The organism is Marinomonas sp. NPDC078689 (assembly GCF_044542435.1).
Classification (GTDB): Bacteria; Pseudomonadota; Gammaproteobacteria; order Pseudomonadales; family Marinomonadaceae; genus Marinomonas; species Marinomonas arenicola.
Map to the genome: position 1 here is coordinate 39,151 of NZ_JBITUJ010000006.1, position 17,037 is coordinate 56,187.

Genomic DNA, 17,037 nt, shown 5'->3' on the forward strand with positions numbered 1-17,037 from the left:
GGTTAGTCGTGAGTGACCGGCTATTTATTACAAATAAAAACCCTACTTTTTTAAATAGATCGTTATTAATCGCTCTCCCCGATAAGATAAACCTTAAAAATCAATACGATAAAATCTGCTCAAAAAAAAGCGCCGGTTAAAAAAACGGCGCTTTTTATGCTACAAACAGCCAACGACCATGTCGTCGGCTGCGTTAGGTATTATTTTTTAGGCTTTAATGCCGCATCAGAAAAGGTAACAAATTCTTCAGCACTGGTTGGATGAACCCCGACTGTCGCATCAAAATCCGCTTTGGTTGCCCCCGCTTTTAACGCGACGCCCAAGCCTTGCATAATCTCACCAGAATAATCCCCCACCATATGAGCGCCAATGACTTTATCATCGGCGTTGTTTACCAAGAGTTTCATTAGAGCTCGCTCTGTACTGCCACTCAAGGTGTGTTTCATTGGGCGAAAATCGGTTTGATAAACACGGAAGTCCAAGCCACGTTTTTCCGCTTCTTGCTCACTCAGCCCCACGGTGCCGATGGATGGCTGACTGAAAACAGCAGTAGGAATATTGTCATAATCAAAGTCTATTTCTTTGCCATCAAACCAATAGCCAATTAATGCCATCGCTTCTTTAATTGCCACTGGGGTCAATTGAATATTGTCTGTTACATCACCCAACGCAAACACACTAGACGCACTGGTGGTGAAGTTATTGTCCACTTTCACCGCACCATTTTTGCCTGTTTCTATGCCTGCTTTCTCCAATGAAAGCTTGTCCACATTTGGCACTCGGCCTGTTGCGTACAAGATCAAGCCAAACGTCTCAGAATGACCATCTTTAAAGTGAACAATGCGCTCGCCATCTGGTTTCGTGACATCAGCCAACTCGATCGCTTTAACATCGGTATTCAAGCGAACGTCAATGCCAGATTTACGGTATTCTTCTGAGGCAAACTCTCGAACGTCTTGGTCAAAACCACGCAATAATTGGTCGCCACGATACGCCAACGCAGTGTCCACACCTAAACCATTTAAAATGCCTGCAAATTCCACTGCGATGTAACCACCACCCACTACTAAGGCTTTCTTTGGTAACTCATCTAGGAAAAACATTTCATTAGAGCTGACAACGAATTCACTGCCATCAAATTCTGGAATAAAAGGCTTAGCCCCTACCGCAATCAAAATACGTTCTGCGGTGTATTGAACACCATTTACTTCTACTGTGTGTTCATCCACAAAAGAGGCAAAGCCTGAAATAATGTTCACACCAGCGTTATTCAGCATGTTTGAGTAAATGCCGTTTAAACGTTCAATTTCTTTGGTTTTATTGTCGCGCAATACCGACCAGTCAAAAGAAGAGCCTGTTGTGCTCCAACCAAACCCTGCTGCCTGCTCAAAGCCATGACCAAACTCAGAACCATAGACAAACAATTTTTTCGGCACACAACCGATATTGACACAAGTACCGCCCAGCGCACTGCCCTCAGCAACGGCCACTTTATAGCCTTTAGCAGCCGCAACACGACTAGCACGTACACCACCAGAGCCTGCGCCAATCACAAACAAATCGTACTGATAGGACATTATTATCTCCAACAAACTAACTATAGATGCCCCGCAGTGTACCAGTAGCACGAACTAAGTAAAAAGCCCTTCAGGTCTTAAGATGAGTAAAAACAATGAAACCACCACCATGAAGCACTTTATGCTCGATACACAACTGGGTATGATTGACGAAATTCGATTACCAAGGAATGACAGTGAAATTTGTCTCTTTTAACATCAATGGTTTACGTGCTCGCCCTCATCAAATTGAAGCGCTGGTTGAAAAACACGCTCCCGATGTCATCGGCCTGCAAGAAATCAAAGTACATGACGATGCCTTCCCTCATGAGATCCCAGAGTCAGTGGGTTATCACGCGTATTATTATGGGCAAAAATCCCATTACGGTGTCGCGATTTTCAGCAAACAAGCCGCCACCTCTATTGAATACGGTTTCCCAGGTGACGACGAAGACGCCCAGCGTCGTATGATCATAGCCACCTTTGATACACCACAAGGTCCTGTGAAAGTGCTGAATGGCTATTTTCCACAAGGTGAAAGCCGCGATCATGAAACAAAGTTCCCAGCCAAAAGAAAGTTTTACGCTGACCTAATGGCTTATTTAGACAATCACTCGCCAGAGGAAAAAATCATTGTCATGGGCGACATCAATATATCGCCCACAGATTTAGACATAGGTATTGGTGAAGCCAATGCGAAGCGTTGGTTACGATCCGGCAAGTGCAGTTTTTTACCCGAAGAACGCGAATGGTTTAAAACGCTTACGGACTGGGGATTTGATGACAGTTACCGCCTGCTGAATCCAACAAAAAATGACCGTTTCAGCTGGTTTGATTATCGCTCTAAAGGCTTTGCGGATGAGCCAAAACGCGGTCTGCGCATCGATGTTATTATGTCTTCTAAAGGGCTTACCCCTTACTTAGAAGCGTCCGATGTAGACTATGAATTAAGAGCATTAGAGAAACCGTCTGACCACGCTCCAATTTGGTCAACCTTTAATTTAGACAAGTAAACTCAAAGGGGTTACCGTTGATTGTTTTTTGAACAAATCAATCCGACGTGCGCCCCTTATGAGCAAGATCACGATCACTGAAGACTACCCCCAGATTTATCCACAGACTATGTGGATGAATTCACAAATTGAAATAAAATTGAACACGCCATCACACAATGAGAACAAGAGAAACCAATGCCAAAAAATGACCTTCCATTGGATGAAATGGCAAAACAGTCCGCTCAAGCGGCGGCGTTTTTAAAAGCCATTAGCAATGAAAACCGCCTGATGATCCTTTGCTACTTATTGGATGAAGAGCTGTCCGTTTCAGCACTGAACAATAAACTGCCTCTTAGCCAGTCCGCCCTGTCCCAGCATTTGGCGATACTGAGAAAAGATGGCTTAGTGGAAACGCGACGCGACTCCCAGACTATTTATTACCGGATCGGCGACCCAAAAGTCATTACCCTAATCCGTACCCTGCATGATTTGTTTTGCCCTTCTCTCAACTAAGCGCACTGGGATTAACCAGCCCGCACTTTAAGCCTGTCCTCGCTTGAAGGGCGATGCTCTTTATGGGAAACAAAAGAACGCCTGTATTTTTTGAGCAAACCAAACAGGTTGCTCAAGCGGAATCATATGCCCACAGTGCTTAACAGAATGACAAGACACATTAGAATAATGCTGAAGCTGCTCACAAATATCATCGGGCAGCAGAACATCCTCTTCTCCGGTGCAGAAACAACAGTCTATCGGCAGCGTACTGAGCGCAGGCCAAAGAGTCGGTCGTTCTAACGAGCTGCTCAACTGCTGAACTAACACACTTTCTCCCAAACTGGCGTCCATGCTTTGAATCAGCTCGATCAGAAAATCGCTTTTTTTATTACGCTCGCCCAGCATCGCAATCGCTTTCTTTTTAGGAATGCCGTGGTAACCCTGCTTCAGCACCCAGTTTAATGCCTGCTTACGCTGTGCTATTTCATTTTCCATCAACCCCATTGCCGCATTGGACACCACCATTAACTGCTTAATACGAGAGGGGTATTTCACCGAGAAAGCGCTCGCCAAATAGCCCCCCATGGAAAAACCCAATAGACAAATAGGCTCATCTGGTAATAACGCCGCTAAGGCGCTCACAATGCCATCAATAGAGTCTTCCATCGGCAGCGAAATAGGCTGCAGCTTGATGTCATTTAACAATGGCTGCGTCAGTTGCCATAAGCGCTCATCGCACATGGTGCCGGGTAAACAATAAACGTTTTTCAAAGAACCTCTCTTTTTTCTGTTCAAGGGTAGCTTTTCAAGGGGACGTCTCAGGCGTGTTGCGCACTCGTAAAAAACTGGCAAAACGAGGCACCCCTTTATTGGTGTGACCATGGTATTTGTAAGTGATGATAGCGCCAATGCTCGGAGGATTTGCGCGCTCTGCATCCGAAAACCCAGAGCCAATTTTAAAGCGAATACCGGCTGGCGTCTCCACCAATAAGGCCCCCATTTGATTTGTGTATTTTCCTTTTCCTGGGCTGATTCCCACAACGGTTGCCTCATCGTCCATAAAAGGCTTCAACTTAAGCAAGTTGTCACTGCGCCCCCCTGAGAACATGGCGGATTTGCGATGCAGCATCAAACCTTCAGCACCACGGCGAACATATTGCTCTAGTCGCTCAGCCAGCTGTTGATTGTCTGCTAGGGTGAACTGCTCGACCGCAACCACAAAGGGCACGTTGAGCTGGGTGACAAGATGACGATACCGCCGACTGCGCTCCAAAAAGGTATGCTCGTAATCTGGCGCATCGAACACAAGGTATTGTAGCTGACGCCATTCGCTATCAATAGGCGACTCTTTCGACGTGACTGAGGCAATAAACTGAAAGTCACCACGCTTTGACCAGAGCTCACCATCCAACCAGACATTCGGTAATGCCTCTGTGAACCAGCTAGGTGCGTGAATACGCTTGCCAGTGCGGCTCAATAGCTCAGAGCCTGTCCATATACCGCGTACACCATCGTATTTTTCACTGATCAAAAAGTCTGCCACTGAACCGGTATCAAGATACCGTTTTGCCAATTGCACCGCTGGCGACGCCAAGCTAGCTTGAGAAAACAACAGCACAGTAAATACGACAACGAAGAATGCCTTAGATAGACACAAGCAGGACCGCTTATTAGGTTGAATCATCATCCACTCCTTGGATTCGAAATAATGGCTTTGGTGCGCTCCTCATCTCCCCAAACAATCCATTGTCTGAGGCCCTGTCCCTGACACACTCAAGCGTCAAGGCACACCAACTGGCGAAAAAAAAGCTCATACCCTGTTAAGAGTATGAGCTTTTAGTGTACGACAGAGTGAGTGATTTAACCTGTGATTATTTGCTTAGCTGAACAATCAATTTGTTCATGCGATTAACAAATGTTGCAGGATCTTCAAGCTGGCCACCTTCAGACAATGTGGCTTGTTCGAACAACAACCACGCCATGTCAGAGAAACGGTCTTCATCAGATTCAGAATCCATTTTCGCGACGATTGGGTGATCTGGGTTCACTTCTAAGCTCGGCTTAGAGTCTGGCAATTGCTGACCCGCTTGCTCAAGCAAACGACGCATTTGCAAGCCCATATCATGCTCACCAACCACAAGACACGCAGGAGAACTGGTTAGACGATCGGTGCTTTTAACATCCGCTACCTTGTCTTCCAGCACTTTCTTCATGCGCTCTAGCAAAGGTTTAAGTTGCTCTGCTTTTTCTTCTTTCTCTTTCTTCGCTTCTTCACTTTCGTCTTCAGCGATATCCAGCTTACCTTTGGTCACATCTTGGAAAGATTTGCCGTCAAACTCTTGCAGAGAAGACATCATCCATTCATCGATGCGATCGCTCAACAACAGAACTTCATAACCTTTCTTACGAAGAATCTCTAGATGAGGGCTGTTTTTCGCCGTATTGTGGCTTTCAGCGTAGATGTAGTAAATCTTATCTTGGCCTTCCGCCATGCGCTCAATGTATTCAGCCAAAGAAACCGTTTGCTCAGGCGCATCGGTTTTCGTGGTACTAAAACGAATGAGAGCGGCAATCTTATCTTTGTTGCCCATGTCATCGGCAGGACCTTCTTTGATGACATTACCAAACTCGTTCCAGAATTTTTGGTATTCTTCTGGCTCATTTTTCGCCATTTTGGCCAGCATATCCAACACACGTTTAGTCAATGCTGAACGCATAGAGTCAACCGCGTGGTCGTTCTGTAGAATTTCACGCGATACGTTCAAAGACAAATCGTTAGAATCCACCACACCTTTTACAAAACGCATGTAAGGCGGTAGGAAGGCTTCGGCTTCATCCATGATGAAAACACGTTGCACGTAGAGTTTTAGACCACGCTGCATGTCGCGGTTCCAAAGGTCATACGGTGCTTTGGATGGAATGTACAATAAGCTTGTGTATTCCAACTTACCTTCGACTTTGTTATGTGACCATTTCAAAGGCGCTTGGTAGTCATGAGAAACGTGCTTGTAAAACTCTTCGTACTCTTCTTTGGTGACGTCGTTACGAGGACGAGTCCACAAAGCTTTTGCAGAGTTAACCGCTTCGAATTCTGGCGCTTTGGTTTCATCCAAAGGTTTTGGATTGCCCTCTTCATCCATTTCTGGATAAACCGGTTTTTCCATTTCCACAGGAATGGAAATGTGGTCTGAATATTTAGTCACCAAAGAGCGCAGACGGAAGTTATCCGCAAAGTCTTTCTCATCGGCTTTAAGATGCAAGGTAATGCGCGTACCGCGAGTCGCTTTCTCGATGGTTTCAATGGTGAACTCACCAGAACCATCAGACACCCAACGAACCGCTTCGTTTTCAGAAGCCCCTGCACGGCGAGTCTCAACCGTCACTTTATCGGCAACGATGAAAGCAGAGTAAAAACCAACACCGAACTGACCAATTAGTTGACTGTCTTTCTTCTGGTCGCCACTTAGTTGCTCCAGAAAAGAAGAAGTACCAGACTTAGCGATAGTACCTAAGTTCGTAATGGCTTCTTCACGGGACATGCCCACACCGTTATCATCAATAACCACTGTGTTCGTGTCTTTATCAAATTCAATGCGAACGCGTAGGTTTGGGTCTTCAGCGAGAAGGTCTGCGTTAGCGACAGACTCAAAGCGAAGCTTGTCTACTGCGTCGGACGCATTAGAAATCAGCTCTCTTAGAAAAATTTCTTTGTTGGAGTACAAAGAGTGGATCATCAAATGAAGTAGTTGTTTTACTTCTGTTTGGAATCCCAACGTTTCTTTTTGAGTATCAGTTGCCATGTTATAGCTTGCTCCTATTTGAATGAACCCTTAGACAAAGCCAAGGGTGTATTTCTTAATACTTGTGCCTTCTAGATAAAGCCTCTTGAACAGATTTCAAGAGGCGTATTTATAAAAAAGAAGAAGAAAACACAAAAAATTCAGATACATGAGCCAATTAACGAGCAAAAAGGAGGGCCATAAGAGGATTAGGTGTTTTTTCGTACTAACGTTAAACCATCGCCAATTGGAATCAATGACAGCTCAACGTCCTTATCTTGATGAATGGTTTTGTTCAACTCTCGAACCACGCAAGTGTCTTTGTCATCAAATGCGTCATCCGCCACATTTCCCCACCACAAGGTATTATCAATCAACAGACAACCTCCTGGTCGCAGCAATTGTTTCGCCAAATGATAGTAAGCGAGCAAATTCTTTTTATCGGCATCGATAAAGATAAAGTCAAAGGTGCCCGCTTCATCGAGCAATGCCTCAAGTACTGGTAACGCCTTATCACAATAGGTTGTGACGCGGTCTAGCACCCCCGCCTCGTCAAGATAGCGGGACGCGATGTCCAACCACATTTGTTTCTTTTCAATCGCAACCAAGGTGGCGTTGGTCGGCATCGCCGTCGCCATCGATAAGGTGCTGTAGCCAGTGAATACGCCAATTTCCAATAGTTTCTTCGGCGCTTGCAGCTTCACCAGCAAACTCAATAACTGCCCAACTTCAGGCGAAAGTTGCATTCTCGCCATATGATATTGCGCAGTTTCACGTCGTAAGGCTTTTAATATATCGCTCTCACGGACTGAGACATCGACTAAATATTGATACAACCTATCATCCACCTTAACGGTGCGATTGGTTGGATTATCATGATCAGGTAACGGTTTAGGAAAATTAGGAAGCATGAGACTTAATAACGAGCCCTCGACTCAATGTTTTAAAGGTTTTAGATCTAAACTCGCGACGGTACAACACAGCCACAACCGTAATGCTCGCCGCCATACAAAAATAAGGCCCTAGGAACCAAGCGCAAAATGCCATGGCAAAATAATACGCTCGCAAACCATAGTTGAATTGGTTGGCCGCCAAACTGCAAATTTGCGCCATGTGCATGGCATAAAGCTCTCGCTCACTGTCTTCGATGCCTCGTTCTGTGGCCAGAGGGGCACTGCCAACCAAGACGGAACAAAAATTGTATTGTCGAACCGACCAAGTAAAGGTGAAAAAGGCATAGGCAAAAATCAATACCAGCACAATGATTTTAAGCTCCCACTCTTGACGACTACTGGGCGACATCAAATAAAAATCGGATAACACCTCAAGCGCCTCGCTAGAATACTTAAAGCCTGCAAACAAACCCGCAATAATAAGCAATGAACTGGAGGCAAAAAACAAACTGCTTCGTTCTAGATTCGCCATAACGGACGCGTCGGCAATGCGGTTATCTCGTCTTAACAAACGTGACATCCACGCCAAACGAAATTGGTGCAATACGCTAACAAGGCAAGAACGTCGTTTGGAGTTATAAGTGGCATAAAAAGCATACCCACCCCAACAAAGAACAAAAACAAATAAGGTAGCAAGATCAAGAGGATCAAGAAGCGAAGAGACGGAGCGGCTTTCCATTTTGGAACTCTTTCAGCAGACGATTTAAAAGGAGGTCTTCATTAAATCACTTTTCGCCCTCTTTGTCCTAGTTACTGCGAGCAAAAATAGAAAAGATAAAAGCCAACTATTATTCTCGAAAAAACAAAAAAGTCTTGCATAGTCGCTAGATATACGTATTATGCACGCGTCAACACGACATGCGGATGTGGTGGAATTGGTAGACACGCTGGATTTAGGTTCCAGTGCTTCACGGCGTGAGAGTTCGAGTCTCTCCATCCGCACCATTTAATACCCTTCTAGCACTCCCCTATCGAATTCCTTAATTACTGTCTTTTACTTGTATTACTTTGCTTCAAAATCGCTTATTTGCGTTATTTCCACTGTTTTATATTTCCCCCGCTGAAAACAAAAAAGTCGAGCCCATTTCTGAACTCGACGTATTTTATAAGACTTTTCTTCACTCTCTTAATGGTGAGAAAAACATCTCAGCACAATCATTTCAGCGCAGTTATTTCAGCTTCCAATTGACTTGCTTACCAGCAAAGAAAGGCACAATAGGGTCGCCATTTGGCAAAACAATGCTATCTGGAACTTGCCACGCCTGCTTCACAAGAGTGACTGTCTGCGTATTGCGAGGTAAACCATAAAAATCGGCACCATACAAGCTAGCGAAACCTTCCAGCTTATCCAAAGCGTCTAATTCATCAAACACTTGCGTATAAAGCTCTAAAGCAGACCAGGCACTGTAACACCCAGCACAACCGCAATCTGACTCTTTGCGATGCTTAGCGTGCGGCGCAGAATCCGTGCCCAAGAAAAATTTAGGCGAACCAGACTTCACCACAGCACGCAATGCGTCTTGGTGAATGTTACGCTTCAACACTGGCAAACAGTAATTATGAGGGCGCATACCGCCATCCAACATATCATTACGGTTCAACAATAAATGTTGCGGCGTAATAGTCGCAGCAACACCGTCACGCGCTGACAGCACAAAGTCCACCGCATCTTTTGTCGTAATGTGTTCAAACACGACTTTTAAGTTAGGCACTCGCTCAACGATTTTGACCATATGTTGATCGATAAACTCTTTCTCGCGATCAAAAATATCAATGTGCTTTTGCGTCACTTCACCGTGAATCAACAACAGCATGTCGTTATCGGCCAACGCCTCAAACACAGGGTACAATGACTCCAGTGAATTCACACCAGAATCCGAATTGGTTGTCGCGCCTGCAGGGTACATTTTAGCCGCCAGCACACCCGCCTTTTTCGCAGCCTGAATGTCTTCTACCGAGGTTTTATCGGTAAGATAAATGGTCATCACAGGGGTAAAAGTACTGCCCTCAGGTCGAGCCGCCAAAATACGCTCTTGGTAACTCAGCGCCAAGGCAGCCGTCGTAACCGGTGGCACCAGGTTTGGCATCACGACCGCACGCTCAAAACAACGTGCCGTTGCTGGTACGGTTTCCAATAGCATATCGTCATCACGAAAATGAAGATGCCAATCATCTGGCTTGATTATAGTAATTTCGTTCATCACAGGCCTTTTGGTCAAAAAAAGAAAGCAAGGGGATTCTAACAGAATCACAACACAGAGACAGCGCAAAGCGAGACGCAAGCCTATTTCAGGATACGACAAGCCATAAAAAAAGGCTGAGCAACTTAGCTGCTCAGCCTTTTTAATGTTTTTACGCTACAAAACAAGATTAACTGTCTTTGCGAGGTGCTCTTGGACGACGGTCACCACGATTATTATCGCGATTACTTGGACGACGACGATCACCAGAACCGTTACTGCTTGGACGACGGCGAGCCGGCGCTGCTGCAAGTTTGTTCAATGCATCTGCATCTTCAAGTTTGGCAATCTCAGAACGCTGACCGCAAATACGGGTTTTGTTCAATTTATCGATCGCTTCCGCTTTAAGATCTGTTGGCAAATCAACAGTCGCAAAGTTTTCGTAGATTTCGATATGACCAATGTAACGGCTTTCAATGTCCGCTTCATTCGCAATCGCGCCTACGATGTTACCTGGCTTAACACCATCGCTGTAACCAACTTGAACCACATAACGCGTCATCGCGGTATTTGGATCGTCTTTCAATGGCATAGCGTCTTTCGTAACTGGACGTTGCTTGCGTTCACGTGGCGCGCGATCTGGACGATCACCGCGATCTCCACGGTCTGGACGATCACCGCGATCAGAACGTTCGCGACGCTCTTGACGCACTTCCATCTCAGACAATAGCAAAGGCGTTTTGCCTTGTGCCATGTGAGCCAAAGCAGCGGCCATTTTCAAAGGATCAACTTCGTTCTCTTTTTGGTAGCCTTGAACAAGCTCCAAGAAGAAATCTAAGTTTTCATTATCCATTGTGTCTGTAATGCGCTGTTTGAAACGACTTACGCGCTGCTCATTAATATCAGAAGCAGTTGGCAAGTTCATTTTCTCGATCGGCTGACGAGTCGCACGCTCAATGGCTTGCAACATACGACGCTCACGATGAGCAACAAACAAGATTGCAGTACCAGAACGACCGGCACGACCAGTACGACCGATACGGTGAACATAAGACTCTGTATCGTATGGAATGTCGTAGTTGACTACGTGACTAACACGCTCAACGTCCAAACCACGCGCTACAACGTCGGTTGCAACAAGAATGTCAATCTGACCTTTCTTAATGCGATCAACCGTACGCTCACGTAAATTCTGGCTAATGTCACCGTTTAGGGCTTCACAAGCGTGACCACGAGCGGTTAGCTTTTCAGCCAATTCCACTGTCGCCGCTTTCGTACGAACAAAGATGATCATGCCATCGTGTTCGTTCATTTCAAGAATACGTGTCAAAGCGTCTAACTTATGTAGACCACTTACCTGCCAGTATTTTTGAGAAATAGTTGTCGCAGTCGATGTTTTCGTAACGATTTTGACTTCTTTAGGATTGTTCAAATGACGGTTAGCCACCTGACGAATCACAGAAGGCATAGTCGCGGAGAACAACGCAATTTGACGAGTTGGTGGTGTCTGTTCAAGAACCCACTCAACATCATCGATAAAGCCCATACGTAACATTTCATCGGCTTCATCAAGAACCAGCGCTTTAAGGCCATCTAGTTTCAATGTTTTACGACGAATATGGTCCATAACACGACCAGGAGTACCAACAACAACTTGAACGCCACGCTTTAGCTGACGAAGTTGAGTGTCGTATGACATGCCGCCGTAAATAGGCAGAACATGAAAATCTGGAAGGTGGCGAGCATAAGTTTGAAATGCTTCAGAAACCTGAATAGCAAGTTCACGAGTTGGAGCCAATACAAGTAGCTGTGTCGTTTTGTCTGTAACGTCTATGCGAGACAGTAGCGGTAGCGCGAACGCCGCCGTCTTACCAGTACCCGTCTGCGCTTGCCCCAGAAGGTCTCGGCCTTCTAGTAAATATGGAATACTTTGCGCTTGGATAGCTGAGGGTTGCTCATAACCGAGGTCGGCAACCGCTTTAAGAACAGGGGCAATTAAGCCCAACGAATCAAATGTAGGCTGAATTTCAGCGTCAGACATGTAAATGTGTACCTTTTTTTGGTGGGATCAAGGCCTGTAACAACTTACACGCCTTAACGAAATTACTCTGGAAATTCTCTGAGGAAAACCTGATCAGGTATTATATACGAACAAGAAAAATTTAGCCAGTGAACAATCCAAGCAAAATCAAGGCCAAGCAAAATTAAGGCACCCCCTTTATTCAGAAACAGCGTCGAAGGAAAGCCGCTTGGCACACCAACCCCAGATGTCTTGCGCGGCTTTTCTGTGCGCAGGCAAGCGCTTACGTACTAAAAAATAATGAGGTTCAATGGTTAACGACTGGGCCATTACTTGCACCAAACGCCCAGCTTCAAGATCTTGCGCCACAAAAGCACGACACGCTATTGCCACCCCTTGGCCTGCCAACGCGGCGTCCAGCGCCAGTGTTGTTTGATTAAACACCGCGCCAGGCAGTTTGCCCCGAGAATGCAAGAACGCAGGCCAATGCTGGTGCGAGTCATGCAAAAGCGGCAACCCTTGCACCTCTTTTGCAGTCAAAGGAAGCCCAGCGGTTTTCAATAAATGCGGACTGGCCACAGCAACCAGTTCTTGCTGAAACAAACATTGCGCCTCAAGGTTGGCCGGAAATGCCCCTTTTGTTAAACGCACTGCAATATCCACTTGGTCACGGTCAAAATCGGCTAACGATTCGGTTGCCACAGTACGCAACTCCACATCAGGAAAGGCCGCGTTCAGCTCAGCAAGTCGTGGAATCAATAACTTTGTCGCAAAGCTTGGTGGCACACTAATGGTGACCGTGTCTGGGCTGGCCAACAGCTGCTCGGTTGCTTCACCCAACACATCAAACGCCCGAGTGATTTCAGCAAAATACACCGCCCCTGGCGACGTCAGAATCAAGCCTCTGGGCAAACGCTGAAACAAGACAATCCCCAAATGCTCCTCTAGCGCCCGCACTTGCTGGGCAACCGCACCTTGGGTCACACCCAATTCATCCGCTGCCGCTCGAAAATTTAGTTTCCTGCCCGCCGCTTCAAACGCTCGTAAGGCATTTAAAGAAGGCAATTTACGACGTGAATACAACATCCATCTACCCTGTAATTTTTCTACAGGCTAGCATGTTTATTTATCGCGCGAAAGAAAGCCGCTTTGCGGCTATAATTTAAACACCAGCAAACAAATCAATACTGAACGCACCCAACTAACTTTCAAAATTAACCCTTAAAACAAAAAGTACAAACCAGCCCACATAAAGGAGCAACAAGGTGTTTCGAACCTATCTTGCATTGGTCGCCTTAGGCGTCATTTGGGGGTCTAACTTCATTTTTATGAAATGGGCAACCGATTTAATTTCCCCAACACAAACCGTCTTTTTACGCGTATTTTTTGGCTTTGTTCCACTATTGCTGGTCGCCATCAAAGCGAAAGTCATTACCCGCCAACAACTCAAACACCTCCCCCACTTCGCCATCATGTCCGTACTAGCCACCACTTTTTACTACTATGGCTTTGTGGCAGGAACCGCTCGCCTTCCCACCAGCATCGCTGGCTTGCTGAGTGGCTCCATTCCTATTTTTACTTTTATATGCGCTTTTCTATTCCTGCGCCAAGACCGTCCCACATGGCAAATGGGCGCTGGGGTATTGCTAGGATTCATTGGCATTGCCGTGAGCGCACGACCATGGGAAGGTGTCGCCGGTGCTGAATTGGCAGGAATCCTTTGGATGCTAGCAGGCACATTTAGCCTTGGGGTGTCTTTTGTTTATGCCCAGCGCTTTTTATCCCCGCTAAAAATTCCACCACTGGCTTTAGCCACATGGCAAACAGGTTTCGCCACCCTTACCTTGCTTGTGCTAACACCTTTCGATGGCATTAGCGCCATTGCCAACGACCAACGCGCTCTACTTGGCGCCATTCTAGGCTTAGGCATATTGGGCACAGGCGGCGCCTTCTTCATCTACTACTTTGTTATTGAAAAACTCGGTCCAGTGCGAGCTGCAGGCGCTACTTATATCGCGCCTGTCGTGGCGGTTTTAATCGGTGCAATCGTAGGCGAAGACATTACAGGCACTGTGATTTTAGCCCTTTGTATGATCCTAGGTGGCGTCGTCCTAATACAGACAGGCAAACGCAAAATCCCCCTTGCAGCACATTCAAAACAGCAAACAACAGACGCGTCAGCACAGATCAAATAAACCTCTTATCAAGCAACAAGCTGTGTCGCTAGCAGCAGACGCCACAAGGCTAGCGACATTGCCACTTCAATAGCCAAACAAAATCCTGATGCGCCTCAGTGGACTCACACAAAACACCTTCTCAAGTGACCCTTCCGCACTACCCAAAACACGCTTTACAGCACCAATAATCAATAGTTTTTCTACTGGATAGCGCGCATATTTATCGCGCGAACTATCTTCTACTATTAGACATACTATTCCTTCACCCGCATGAAGGAGCACACCATGAATCCACAAGCAGTAAACACTCAACAAAAAGTAGCCCTAATTACCGCCGGCGGCTCTGGCATGGGCGCTGCCGCCGCCCGTAAGCTCGCAGAAGATGGCTACCATGTTGCGATTCTGTCCTCTTCCGGTAAAGGCGAAGCCCTTGCCAAAGAACTCGGCGGCATAGGTGTTACCGGTTCAAACCAATCCATCGACGATGTACAAAAGCTGGTGGATCTAGCCATGGAGAAATGGGGACGCATTGACGCCCTAGTGAATTCCGCCGGTCACGGACCGCGCGCACCCATTCTCGACATATCCGATGAAGACTGGCATTTAGGAATGGAAGTGTATTTTCTGAGTGCGGTACGCACTATTAGACTGGTCGCGCCTATTATGGCGGCGCAAGGCGGTGGCAGCATAGTGAACATATCAACCACGTGGGCCTTTGAGCCTACTGAGGTTTTTCCAACCTCGACCGTTTTTCGCGCAGGGCTGGCCAGCTTCACCAAAATTTTTGCCGATCGTTATGCAAAGCAAAACGTTCGCATGAACAACGTATTACCCGGATGGATTGATAGCCTCCCCGCTACGGATGAACGAAGAGAGAGCGTGCCCATGGGACGCTATGGTAAAGCCGAAGAAATCGCAGCCACCATTGCTTTTTTACTGTCAGATGGGGCAGGCTATATTACTGGCCAAAATATACGCGTCGATGGTGGCGTAACACACTCCATTTAAATAACGACAGAATATCCATGCGTTTTACATGCAATACCATTGGCTTGGTGAATTTTGAAAATGAAGAAATAGTTGAATTTATGGAGCCAATCTATGGCTAAAATAAACAGATATGAACAACAAAGGGAGACTGAAGATATTAAGGTGGCATCTCTACCAGCCGCACCTCGGCACACAAGTCCACCGCTGTGGCTGCTTCCTTCCGGACCTGACCAGGTTAACGGTTTATCGTTGCGAGGGGACCAGCAGAGACACCATAAAGGAGGCCTGTTGACCTTGGGGCAGAATTATACGCAGCCATGATGAAATATCAACAAGTTTTGCTACGTTTTTCAAATGCTTAGCAAAAAAAACATTTCCCCCCTCAAAACGAACAGTTTATGCACACTCCCCTTACCCTTTCGTTGTTTTTTAGATTAGTACCAGTTTCGCTATTTACGGTAAGATAGCGCCATCATTTTTAGAGGAGTGGCTACTTGAAGCTATTTGTTAAAAACCTTACGCACGTGGATTTATCCTACTTTGATGCTGAGCGCGGTTTATTAGGCGAAAGCTGGCAAACAGACATAGTGCTGACCGGCAAGCTTAACGACGAGAGCATGATCTGCGACTTCAGTCTTGTCAAAAAACACATTAAGAAGTGGCTAGATGATCACATCGATCATATGCTCGCGATCCCGGCTGAGCACCCGAGCACCACATTCACCACCTTAGACAGGGATCGCGTCTCTTTTCAGTTTGATCATGCGGATGGTCGTCGCTTCCTATGCCAAGCACCAAGCCAAGCTATTTGCCGCTTGCCGATGAGCACCATCACCCCAGAAGCGGCAGCGGCCTGGGTAGAGTCGCAAATATTGAACTTGCTACCAGCGGAACTAGAAGCCGTTCGCGTACGCTTTTCACCTGAAAACATCGATGGCGCCGAGTACCAATATAGCCACGGTTTAAAAAAGCATGCCGGTAATTGCCAACGTATCGCCCATGGCCATCGCTCAACCATCGAAATTTATGAAGACGGTGAACGCAGTTTAGAACGAGAAAAAGAATGGGCCAAACGCTGGGAAGACAGCTATTTAGGCACAGAAGAAGACCTGCTTGAATTGATCGACGAAGACGAGCACCACTACCACAGGTTTGGCTATGAAAGTGCCCAAGGCCAGTTTGAACTGCTCATCGACAGCGAGCAAGTCTACATACTGAACAGCGACACCACGGTAGAGTCTCTTTCGGCGCACATTGCCGACACTCTTGCCGAAGAAAACCCTGGCTCACACTTTGAGGTTCATGCCTTTGAAGGCGTCGGCAAAGGCGCCATTTCAGAAAAACGAATAGATGCACAATAAAGACAAGCAAAACAGGAAACAAAGCATGAGTTTAAAAGCGTTTGAAACCATGAAGAAAGGCGAGACGCTAGCACTGGATGAGGTGCTCGCTAATCTTAAAACAGACGATGCCGGATTAATTGCCTGCATCGCACAACAGCACGATACAGGCGAAGTATTAATGCTGGCTTACATGAATGAAAAATCCATTCGTGAAACACTGGAAACAAGCCAAGTTTGCTATTGGTCTCGCTCCCGCCAAACCTATTGGCGCAAAGGAGAAAGCTCTGGCCATCGACAATCTTTAGTGTCCATGTCTTTTGATTGCGATGGGGATTGCATTTTATTGCAAGTGGATCAAAAAGGCCCTGCCTGCCACACCAATCGACGCGACTGCTTCTTCTTTCGTGTTGAGGGTGACAAGGTTGTCATCCATAGCGCACCACAATAAAGCAAAAAACACAACAAACCTGCTCAACAAAGAGACACAGGAAGCCGTTTCCTATCCGTGTCTCTTTTTTATTTGCCTCAAATTCGCCCTCATTCAGTTCA

Annotated in this window: 15 protein-coding genes, 1 tRNA gene and 1 other RNA gene; 7 read left to right on the plus strand and 10 right to left on the minus strand. The window is 46.3% G+C overall.

All coding sequences use genetic code 11. The features are described from left to right. Positions 1–200: 200 nt before the first annotated feature. Positions 201–1,577, minus strand: coding sequence for a glutathione-disulfide reductase (gene gorA, locus ACIGBN_RS11090; RefSeq protein WP_396665444.1), 1,377 nt, complete (start codon positions 1,575–1,577; stop codon positions 201–203). A 176-nt stretch (positions 1,578–1,753) separates the two neighbouring features. Between gorA and xthA the strand changes: the two genes are divergently transcribed. Together xthA and ACIGBN_RS11100 are read left to right on the plus strand one after the other, a co-directional pair. Further along, complete coding sequence (gene xthA, locus ACIGBN_RS11095; protein ID WP_133003689.1) at positions 1,754–2,569, plus strand: exodeoxyribonuclease III; 816 nt, start codon at positions 1,754–1,756, stop codon at positions 2,567–2,569. Positions 2,570–2,746: 177 nt separating this feature from the next. Then, on the plus strand, positions 2,747–3,064 hold the full coding sequence (locus ACIGBN_RS11100) for a helix-turn-helix transcriptional regulator (protein WP_133003690.1): 318 nt from the start codon (positions 2,747–2,749) through the stop codon (positions 3,062–3,064). A gap of 60 nt (positions 3,065–3,124) precedes the next feature. Here the strand turns inward: ACIGBN_RS11100 and ACIGBN_RS11105 are convergent, their stop codons facing one another. The 5 genes from ACIGBN_RS11105 to ACIGBN_RS11125 all read right to left on the minus strand — a co-directional run bounded on the left by ACIGBN_RS11105 (position 3,125) and on the right by ACIGBN_RS11125 (position 8,457). Next, positions 3,125–3,817: an alpha/beta fold hydrolase gene (locus tag ACIGBN_RS11105; RefSeq protein ID WP_396665447.1), complete on the minus strand. Its 693-nt coding sequence runs from the start codon at positions 3,815–3,817 to the stop codon at positions 3,125–3,127. A 34-nt stretch (positions 3,818–3,851) separates the two neighbouring features. After that, positions 3,852–4,730 carry a DNA ligase gene (locus tag ACIGBN_RS11110; protein WP_396665449.1) on the minus strand — a complete coding sequence of 293 codons (879 nt, stop codon included), beginning with the start codon at positions 4,728–4,730 and terminating at the stop codon, positions 3,852–3,854. A 187-nt stretch (positions 4,731–4,917) separates the two neighbouring features. Next, the gene (gene htpG, locus ACIGBN_RS11115; RefSeq protein WP_396665451.1) at positions 4,918–6,846 is read right to left on the minus strand and encodes a molecular chaperone HtpG; all 1,929 of its coding nucleotides are present in this window, start codon (positions 6,844–6,846) and stop codon (positions 4,918–4,920) included. A 188-nt stretch (positions 6,847–7,034) separates the two neighbouring features. Beyond that, positions 7,035–7,736 carry an O-methyltransferase gene (locus ACIGBN_RS11120; protein WP_133003693.1) on the minus strand — a complete coding sequence of 234 codons (702 nt, stop codon included), beginning with the start codon at positions 7,734–7,736 and terminating at the stop codon, positions 7,035–7,037. Further along, positions 7,726–8,457: a DUF599 domain-containing protein gene (locus tag ACIGBN_RS11125; RefSeq protein WP_133003694.1), complete on the minus strand. Its 732-nt coding sequence runs from the start codon at positions 8,455–8,457 to the stop codon at positions 7,726–7,728. The genes ACIGBN_RS11120 and ACIGBN_RS11125 overlap by 11 nt, the downstream gene beginning before the upstream one ends. A gap of 181 nt (positions 8,458–8,638) precedes the next feature. On the opposite strand from ACIGBN_RS11125, the gene ACIGBN_RS11130 reads away from it, so the two are divergent. After that, a tRNA-Leu gene (locus ACIGBN_RS11130) sits at positions 8,639–8,723 on the plus strand. Between the two features lie 224 nt (positions 8,724–8,947). Here the strand turns inward: ACIGBN_RS11130 and pyrC are convergent. The 3 genes from pyrC to ACIGBN_RS11145 all read right to left on the minus strand — a co-directional run bounded on the left by pyrC (position 8,948) and on the right by ACIGBN_RS11145 (position 13,064). Further along, entirely contained in the window at positions 8,948–9,979 is a 1,032-nt protein-coding gene (pyrC, locus tag ACIGBN_RS11135) for a dihydroorotase (RefSeq protein WP_133003695.1), read from the minus strand. A 169-nt stretch (positions 9,980–10,148) separates the two neighbouring features. Continuing rightward, the gene (locus tag ACIGBN_RS11140; protein ID WP_133003696.1) at positions 10,149–11,999 is read right to left on the minus strand and encodes a DEAD/DEAH box helicase; all 1,851 of its coding nucleotides are present in this window, start codon (positions 11,997–11,999) and stop codon (positions 10,149–10,151) included. A gap of 177 nt (positions 12,000–12,176) precedes the next feature. After that, entirely contained in the window at positions 12,177–13,064 is an 888-nt protein-coding gene (locus ACIGBN_RS11145; protein ID WP_396665455.1) for a LysR substrate-binding domain-containing protein, read from the minus strand. 179 nt (positions 13,065–13,243) lie between these two features. On the opposite strand from ACIGBN_RS11145, the gene ACIGBN_RS11150 reads away from it, so the two are divergent. Then, complete coding sequence (locus ACIGBN_RS11150; RefSeq protein WP_396665457.1) at positions 13,244–14,173, plus strand: DMT family transporter; 930 nt, start codon at positions 13,244–13,246, stop codon at positions 14,171–14,173. A 267-nt stretch (positions 14,174–14,440) separates the two neighbouring features. Next, the gene (locus ACIGBN_RS11155) at positions 14,441–15,163 is read left to right on the plus strand and encodes an SDR family oxidoreductase (RefSeq protein WP_396665459.1); all 723 of its coding nucleotides are present in this window, start codon (positions 14,441–14,443) and stop codon (positions 15,161–15,163) included. Positions 15,164–15,314: 151 nt separating this feature from the next. Here the strand turns inward: ACIGBN_RS11155 and ffs are convergent. Continuing rightward, an RNA gene (gene ffs / locus ACIGBN_RS11160) (signal recognition particle sRNA small type) lies at positions 15,315–15,411 on the minus strand. 228 nt (positions 15,412–15,639) lie between these two features. Between ffs and ACIGBN_RS11165 the strand changes: the two genes are divergently transcribed. Continuing rightward, positions 15,640–16,506 carry a 6-carboxytetrahydropterin synthase gene (locus tag ACIGBN_RS11165; RefSeq protein WP_396665461.1) on the plus strand — a complete coding sequence of 289 codons (867 nt, stop codon included), beginning with the start codon at positions 15,640–15,642 and terminating at the stop codon, positions 16,504–16,506. Positions 16,507–16,531: 25 nt separating this feature from the next. Next, the gene (gene hisI, locus ACIGBN_RS11170) at positions 16,532–16,936 is read left to right on the plus strand and encodes a phosphoribosyl-AMP cyclohydrolase (protein ID WP_133003705.1); all 405 of its coding nucleotides are present in this window, start codon (positions 16,532–16,534) and stop codon (positions 16,934–16,936) included. Positions 16,937–17,037 lie beyond the last annotated feature (101 nt).